The sequence below is a fragment of the Candidatus Synechococcus spongiarum genome (genome assembly GCF_900047545.1).
Lineage (GTDB): Bacteria > Cyanobacteriota > Cyanobacteriia > PCC-6307 > Cyanobiaceae > Synechococcus_B > Synechococcus_B spongiarum_C.
Genome location: NZ_FITM01000074.1, coordinates 1 through 6,628, shown reverse-complemented (window position 1 = coordinate 6,628; position 6,628 = coordinate 1). Strand labels below are relative to the sequence as shown.

The 6,628-nt window shown below is 59.9% G+C and carries 8 protein-coding genes; 6 read left to right on the top strand and 2 right to left on the bottom strand.

Going from position 1 to position 6,628, the window contains the following annotated elements; all coding sequences use genetic code 11:
- The 4 genes from FLM9_RS08355 to FLM9_RS02930 form a co-directional block, all read left to right on the top strand.
- The coding region (locus FLM9_RS08355; RefSeq protein ID WP_218969725.1) for a hypothetical protein at positions 1-192 on the top strand (192 nt) is incomplete at its 5' end.
- Between the two features lie 387 nt (positions 193-579).
- Positions 580-1,215 carry a peroxiredoxin gene (locus tag FLM9_RS02940; RefSeq protein WP_074457184.1) on the top strand — a complete coding sequence of 212 codons (636 nt, stop codon included), beginning with the start codon at positions 580-582 and terminating at the stop codon, positions 1,213-1,215.
- Between the two features lie 10 nt (positions 1,216-1,225).
- Entirely contained in the window at positions 1,226-2,623 is a 1,398-nt protein-coding gene (locus FLM9_RS02935) for a TrkH family potassium uptake protein (RefSeq protein ID WP_081340154.1), read from the top strand.
- A 14-nt stretch (positions 2,624-2,637) separates the two neighbouring features.
- Positions 2,638-3,408: a potassium channel family protein gene (locus tag FLM9_RS02930; protein ID WP_081340153.1), complete on the top strand. Its 771-nt coding sequence runs from the start codon at positions 2,638-2,640 to the stop codon at positions 3,406-3,408.
- Between the two features lie 33 nt (positions 3,409-3,441).
- On the opposite strand, the gene FLM9_RS02925 is transcribed toward FLM9_RS02930, so the two are convergent.
- Together FLM9_RS02925 and petM are read right to left on the bottom strand one after the other, a co-directional pair.
- Entirely contained in the window at positions 3,442-4,407 is a 966-nt protein-coding gene (locus tag FLM9_RS02925) for an NmrA family NAD(P)-binding protein (RefSeq protein ID WP_074457182.1), read from the bottom strand.
- Positions 4,408-4,485: 78 nt separating this feature from the next.
- Positions 4,486-4,596, bottom strand: coding sequence for a cytochrome b6-f complex subunit PetM (gene petM, locus FLM9_RS02920; RefSeq protein ID WP_074457185.1), 111 nt, complete (start codon positions 4,594-4,596; stop codon positions 4,486-4,488).
- Between the two features lie 131 nt (positions 4,597-4,727).
- Here petM and FLM9_RS02915 point away from each other — a divergent pair, with 131 nt between their 5' ends.
- Positions 4,728-5,636, top strand: a complete 909-nt coding sequence (locus tag FLM9_RS02915; protein ID WP_074457181.1) for an alpha/beta fold hydrolase — start codon at positions 4,728-4,730, stop codon at positions 5,634-5,636.
- Positions 5,637-5,686: 50 nt separating this feature from the next.
- The gene (ilvN, locus tag FLM9_RS02910) at positions 5,687-6,217 is read left to right on the top strand and encodes an acetolactate synthase small subunit (protein ID WP_074457180.1); all 531 of its coding nucleotides are present in this window, start codon (positions 5,687-5,689) and stop codon (positions 6,215-6,217) included.
- Positions 6,218-6,628: the final 411 nt, after the last annotated feature.

Here is a 6,628-nt window from a genome sequence, read left to right as displayed (position 1 = left end):
GGCCTCCTTCCAGATCCCACTCACTACATCCTAACACCCTCGCCACTTGTTCAGAGATGCCTTAACCATATCGCCTACCCGTTCATAGACACCCAGTTCAATCCTCTGGTGATGGAAACAGGAATATTTGTGGTCGGCCCGACGATGTTGAGCGTGGCGAAGAAAGCGTTGCCAAAGAGGTCCATTTGTTGAATCAGCAGTTGGAGTGCAGGAGAACATGGAGCGGCGCAAGTGCCCGCTGCCCGTGACTCTATCCTGATTCACCTTAGTTTGAGACAAAAGGAAGGACTGAAAAATGCCTGAATGGGGCAACTACAGGGTCTCAGAACCCAACTGGCATAAGGCTTCTCAATAAGACCAGATGTCCTGGAGCGAATTTTCCAGAGTTTTCCAAAACCTAGAACCAGGATGCAACAGCACTGACCCAAGCTGGCGGCTCCCGTCCAGCAGTGGAGGGCAGGGGACGGCAGCGCCTCCCCAGGGGGGACAGAAAGAAATTCTGGAAAACCCGGCCCACGGCTTGCCACGGGACGGGTGCAGAGTGTAAAAAGGACTACCAGAGTAATCCGCGTTTCTTCCATGGCTCTCCAGCTTGGCGACACCGTGCCCGACTTTACCCAGAATTCCCAACTGGGTTCCATCAACCTCTACGACTTCGCTGGTGAAAGTTGGGTGGTGCTGTTTTCCCATCCTGCGGACTACACTCCTGTTTGCACCACGGAGCTGGGGGAGGTGGCCAAGCTGCGGGCCGAGTGGGACAAGCGCAACGTCAAGACCATTGCCCTGAGCGTGGACTCGGCCACAAGCCACACGGGATGGATCGGCGACATCAACGAGACCCAGAGCACCACGGTTGATTACCCCATCCTTGCGGATGAGGACAAGAAGGTGAGCGACCTCTACGGGATGATTCACCCCAATGCCTCCAACAGCCTGACGGTGCGCTCTGTCTTCATCATTGATCCCGCCAAGAAGCTGCGCCTGCAGATTACGTACCCCGCCTCCACAGGCCGCAACTTCGACGAGATTCTCCGTGTGATCGACTCCCTCCAGCTTACGGACAACCATTCCGTGGCCACGCCGGTGAACTGGAAGGATGGTGAAGACTGTGTTGTGGTGCCCGCCATTTCCACGGAGGACGCCAATGTGAAGTTCAGTAAGGGTGTGACGGAGATCAAGCCCTACCTGCGCATGACACCGCAGCCCAACAAGTAGGCATTCGCCCATGGGCGCTAGACTGCCCCTCTGGGCCGTTCAGCAAAGGGACGCCCTGTCCCGTTTGACGGTGCCCCAGTTTACGGCCCTCTGTGGCCTTCTGGTGATTGTAGTGGGCAGTGTCCTGCTCTGGATGCCGTGGTCCCACATTCAGCCCGTGTCCTACTGGCAAGCCCTGTTCACCGCCACGTCCGCGGTCACCGTCACGGGGCTATCCATCATTGATCCCGGCCGCGACCTGACAGGCTTGGGTCAACTGACCCTGATGGTGCTGATTCTCGTCGGCGGTCTGGGTTTGATGGCCATCTCCATCTACCTGCAGGGCTTTGTCCAGCAGGGGGCCCGCCTCAGGCGACGGGTGGACAGTGGCGAGAAGATCCTGGACCAGTTTGGTGTGGGTGGCGTGGGTCGCACCTTTTGGCACATTGCCGGGGTGGCACTGGGACTGATGACTGCCGGCGCCCTGCTGCTGTTTCTGTTGGGATTTGCCGCCAGTGAGACCTCCCTGCTGAGACGGCTCTGGTTTTGCCTCTTCCACGCCGCCAGCGCTTACAACAACGCCGGCTTCTCCCTCTGGAGCGATAGCCTAAAGGGCATTGCCGCCAACATCCCTGCCCAACTAGTGGTGATGGGCTTGATCATCAGCGGTGGTCTGGGCTATCGGGTCCATGCCGAACTCTGGGATTGCAAGAACTGGTTCCCGTTGCGTTGGCGCCGGCTGGATCTTCAAGCCAAGGTGGTTCTCCTCTCGTCCCTGTTGTTGATCCTGGTGGGATGGTTCGGCCTGCTGTTGTATGAAAGTCTCAACGGCGCCCAGGTGTCCTTTCAGAACCTCTCTGCCGCTGAGCGTTTCTGGGGCGCCCTGTTCCAATCGGTCGCCGCCCGCACCGCCGGCTTCCAAACCGTTCCCCTTGGCCTGGATCATGTGTCCGGCGCCAGTCTGGTGCTGCTCATGCTGCTGATGTTTATTGGCGCCAGCCCTGGCGGCACCGGCGGGGGCCTGAAAACCTCCACCATGGCCATTCTCCTGGCCGCCACGGCCTCCACACTGCGGCGACGTGAAGACGTTGTTCTTCTCTCCCGCACCATCGATACCAAACTGGTGGTTCAGGCCGCAGCGTTGGTGGTGAGTTCGCTGCTGTTTGTCAGCACCATGGTGCTGCTCATCGCTGTTGGCTCCAACCAGGAGTTCACCTTTCTGGAAAGCCTGTTCACCTGCATCTCGGCCTTTGCTACGGTAGGTTTTGACGTGGGTATTCTGGAAAAGCTCAATTTTTTTGGGCAGTTGGTGTTGATGGTGGGCATGTTTGTCGGGCGCCTGGGACTCCTGCTGCTGTTCTCCGCCCTTGTCCAGCCATTCCCCAAGACTACCCTTGTGCGCTATCCACGTGAACAGCTCACTGTTTGAGATCATCCCAGCCCATGGTTGCACCAAGCCACCCCTCCGGGACGCGGCCCGACTCCCCAGACCATGACCGCACCAAGTCCTGGTGGAGGCGTAAGGCAGGTCCACAGACAACCTTTGCTGTCGTGGGCTTGGGCCGCTTTGGACGGGCAGTCTGCAAAGAGTTGATTGCCTCCCGGAAGAGCGTCATTGCCATCGATAAGGACACTCATCTAGTGGAGATGCTACTGCGGCGGGATGATGACTTCAAAAGTGCTGTCACCGTGAGTGTGGACTCCACCGTGGAGGAGGAACTCAAGGAGGCAGGCGCGTTGGACGTGGACACCTTTGTGGTGGCGCTGGGGGAACCCCTGGAGGCGAGTCTCACCACCACCTACATTGCCAAACACGGCACGTCATCCGGGGTGAAGATGGTGTGCTCCCGGGCCAGCAGTGTCCTCCATGAACGGATGCTGAAAGCGGTTGGCGCCGATAAGGTGACCTTCCCCTCACAGGAACAGGGGAGGCAGTTGGGTGAGCAGCTTGTGCGCCCCAGCCTGCTGGATCGCCTGCAACTGGACAGCAAAAACAGCATCGAAGAAGTCCAGGTGCCCAAAGAGTTTATTCAACGGTCCTTGCGGGACATCAACCTGCGGAAGGACTATGGGGTGAGCGTGCTGGCCGCCGGCAGCGAGGGGGATCTGCGGGTCAACCCACCAGCCTCCATGATCCTCAGCCCCAATGACGTGCTGGTGGTGATGGGCAGCCAGGAGGACATCAAGCGCATTCACCACTCCTCCAACAGTTGACCGTGGCTGAAGATGGCATTGACTGCCGCCGCCTCAGAAGGGGAGACGCTTGCGGTCCTCTTTGCTGAGATCCGCCTGCATGTGTCGGAGGCGCCGGATAATGGTGTCATAGTACTCCGTCAAATAGGTTTCCAGGGTTGTGGTGTCAGCTGGGTCCAGGCCAAAGGCACGGTAGCTCTCCTCCATCGTGGCATCCAGACAGGCGCCGCTGCTGCCCACCTCCGCAAAAGCCAAGCGGTCATCCACGTTGAGCCCCGCTTCAAATGCGGAGACCACAGTGCGCAAGACCTTGATGATGAACGGCGAAGCCTTGAGCACCCGCGCCTCCTTTTTGGTGAGCGTTTCACAAAGCTGGATCACCTCCGTGCTGGTCCAGGCTTTGGGACCTACTGTGGGGAAGCTGCCCCCAACGGTCTCGGGCCGCTCCAGCGCCGCCACGGCAAAGCGGGCCACGTCCTGGGTGTTCATGTAGGCAATGGTGCTGCTACTGCTGCCGCTGACCCAGACGTTTTGGCGGTCCAGAACGGGGATGGCAAACTGGCTGATGAGTCCCTGCATGAAGCCGGCCGCCTGAAGGATGGTGGCCTGGAAGTCGGCATGGCGAAGCAACTCCTCGGTGCAGCATTTGATATCCATCAAGGGCACAGCGCGGTGCTCGCTTGCCTTAAGGATGGAATGAAACACCAGCCGTTGAACACCGGCTGCTTCCATACGGCGGAACAGGTTCAGCTTGCCGTCCCAGTCCACGGCGTAGACGCTCTGCTCGGAATCCACCCGGGTCGTGGCCGCGTCAATCACTGCTTCACAGCCTTCCAGGGCACGATCCAGGCTCTCGGCCTGGAGCAAATCCCCCTGAACCAACTCCCCACCCCACCCTTGCAAAAATCCCGCCTTACGGGGAGTCCGCACCAGGCAGCGCACGTCATGCCCCTGATCGAGACACCTGCGTACCACCTGACGGCCTAGGGTTCCGGTGGCGCCGATAATCAGGACCTTCATGAACGCTGGGCAGACAACTGACTTGGTGGAGCGTCAAGGGTAAGCGGCATCACTTGCTTCTGTGACCTGTCCTCTGCCTTAATTCTCGAAGTTGTCCCCCTGGAACTTGAGCACAACCAGCCCACCGATCAGGCCCACGGGAACGAGGAGCCAGAACAGGGCAGCCGTGCCGAAAATTTCACCAGCCATGGCGTGGTCGTGGAGATCAGTCTTCCATTGTGCCTGGCCGTGGGCAGCACAGGGGGGCGACTGCAACAGAAGCTTGGCGTCCGCTTCCATGATCACAGCCTCCCCCACCCTTCTGAACACCTCCGGATCCCATGGCTGCCGCAGGTGAGACCACGGACTGGGGGCAGGTCAGTGTGCTGCATTGGCAAGGTCAGCCGTTGCAGGTGCGTCAACTGGGTGGTGATCAGGGGCCACCCCTGGTGCTGATCCACGGCTTTGCCGCCGCGGCCGGCCATTGGCGCGCCAACGCTCCCGCCTTTGCCGCGGCCGGCTGGCGAGTGTATGGCGTGGATCTACTGGGGTTTGGCGCCTCTGCCCAACCCTTCCTGGTGCAGGACAACCGCACCTGGGCCCAGCAGGTGTTGCATCTGGTTGAGCAGCGCATCCAGGAGCCCGTGGTGATTGTGGGCCATTCCCTGGGGGCGTTGGTGGGGCTGACCGCGGCGGTGGCGCGCCCTGAACTGGTGAAGGCCCTGGTGTTGGCCCCACTGCAGGATCCAGCCCTGTTGAAGCCCCGGCTCCACCCTCGTCGTTCATGCTGCCGCTGTGGGCGGCAGCTCTTGACAAGCCTCCAGCGCTGGCTGGTGCCATGGCGTCTGATCCTCTGGTTATTCTCCCGGCCATGGCTGCTGGCCCTGGGGCTGAGGGCTGCCTACCACCATCGCCACCGGGTGGATCAGCCCCTTCTGCGCCTGTTTGCCCGCCCCTGTTGCCGCTCTGGCGCCGCCAGAAGCCTGGCAGGCATGACCATGGGTATGGGCGGACGCCCGCCACAGGCAACAGCCCCTGCCCTCTTGCGGCGGGTTGCCGGCCCAGTGTTGGTCCTCTGGGGGCAGGAGGATCGGCTGGCGCCTGAGGCCATGGCCAAAGCCGTGGTCCGGTTGCGCCCTGATGTGCCCTGCCGGGTGCTGGAGGGTTGTGGCCACTGCCCCCATGACGAGGACCCAAAGCGTTTCAATGGGGTGGTTTTGGCGTGGCTACGGGAGACATTTCCTGCCTGACGCCCTAACCTCAAGCACGGCACCTCTCCCTTCCTGCATAGGCCCCTTCAATGAAGCAGACCCTTTCCGTGTTGGTGGAGGATGAAGCAGGCGTGTTGAGTCGCATTGCGGGACTCTTTGCCCGCCGCGGGTTCAACATCGAGAGCCTTGCCGTGGGCCATGCGGAGCGGCCCGGCATCTCCCGCCTCACCATGGTGGTGGCCGGTGATGACCGGGTGATTGAGCAGATGACCAAGCAACTGCTCAAACTGGTGAATGTGCTCAAGGTTCGGAACCTGAGCCACATTCCCTCGGTAGAGCGCGAGCTGATGCTCCTCAAGGTGGCGGCCAGCCGGGACAACCGCTCCAAAGTTCTTGAGCTTGTGAATATCTTTCGCACCAAGGTGGTGGACGTGGCGGAGGGTGCCCTCACCCTGGAGGTGGTGGGAGATCCCGGCAAACTCCTGGCGCTGGAGCAGGTGTTGGAGCCGTTCGGGATTCTAGAAATCGTGCGCACCGGCAAAATATCCTTGGAGCGGGCTTCCGGGATTAACACGGAATTTCTCAAGGTGAGTGCTTTGCAGAAGCGGGTGCCCACTTGATGCTGGGTTGGCTTCCTTGCGGTGTGTCTGTGGTGTGCCGCTGGACTGGACCGCCGGGGGAGGGGCATAAACTGTTTCTGAAAAGTGGTAGACCTGCCCCACTTGAAGGTTTTGCTCCATGGCTGACAATCTCAGAAGTATCTTAAAGCAACCGATAGCCTTCCTCACGGAGTGCCCTCGCACCGGAAGGAAGTCAGTAGGGTAGGAGAATCCCCGACTTCACCCAAGGAAGCCGAAACAGTTGATTCAGAGTCTTCCCAGGAGCGTTTAGCTGACATTCTCAATAAACTCAAAATAAAAATCAAAACAGGAATGTTTAAGGAACCTCTGAATTGGCCTTCAAGAGAGGGCCATGGAGGATTTTGCATAGTTCTGGTCGGACTACGACAGTCAAAATCAGCCCAAGCTGGC

Coding starts and splice junctions, on each gene's coding strand:
- FLM9_RS02940 (WP_074457184.1), top strand. CDS start 580: ATGGCTCTCCAGCTTGGCGACACCGTGCCCGACTTTACCCAGAATTCC.
- FLM9_RS02935 (WP_081340154.1), top strand. CDS start 1,226: ATGGGCGCTAGACTGCCCCTCTGGGCCGTTCAGCAAAGGGACGCCCTG.
- FLM9_RS02930 (WP_081340153.1), top strand. CDS start 2,638: ATGGTTGCACCAAGCCACCCCTCCGGGACGCGGCCCGACTCCCCAGAC.
- FLM9_RS02925 (WP_074457182.1), bottom strand. CDS start 4,407: ATGAAGGTCCTGATTATCGGCGCCACCGGAACCCTAGGCCGTCAGGTG.
- petM (WP_074457185.1), bottom strand. CDS start 4,596: ATGGCTGGTGAAATTTTCGGCACGGCTGCCCTGTTCTGGCTCCTCGTT.
- FLM9_RS02915 (WP_074457181.1), top strand. CDS start 4,728: ATGGCTGCCGCAGGTGAGACCACGGACTGGGGGCAGGTCAGTGTGCTG.
- ilvN (WP_074457180.1), top strand. CDS start 5,687: ATGAAGCAGACCCTTTCCGTGTTGGTGGAGGATGAAGCAGGCGTGTTG.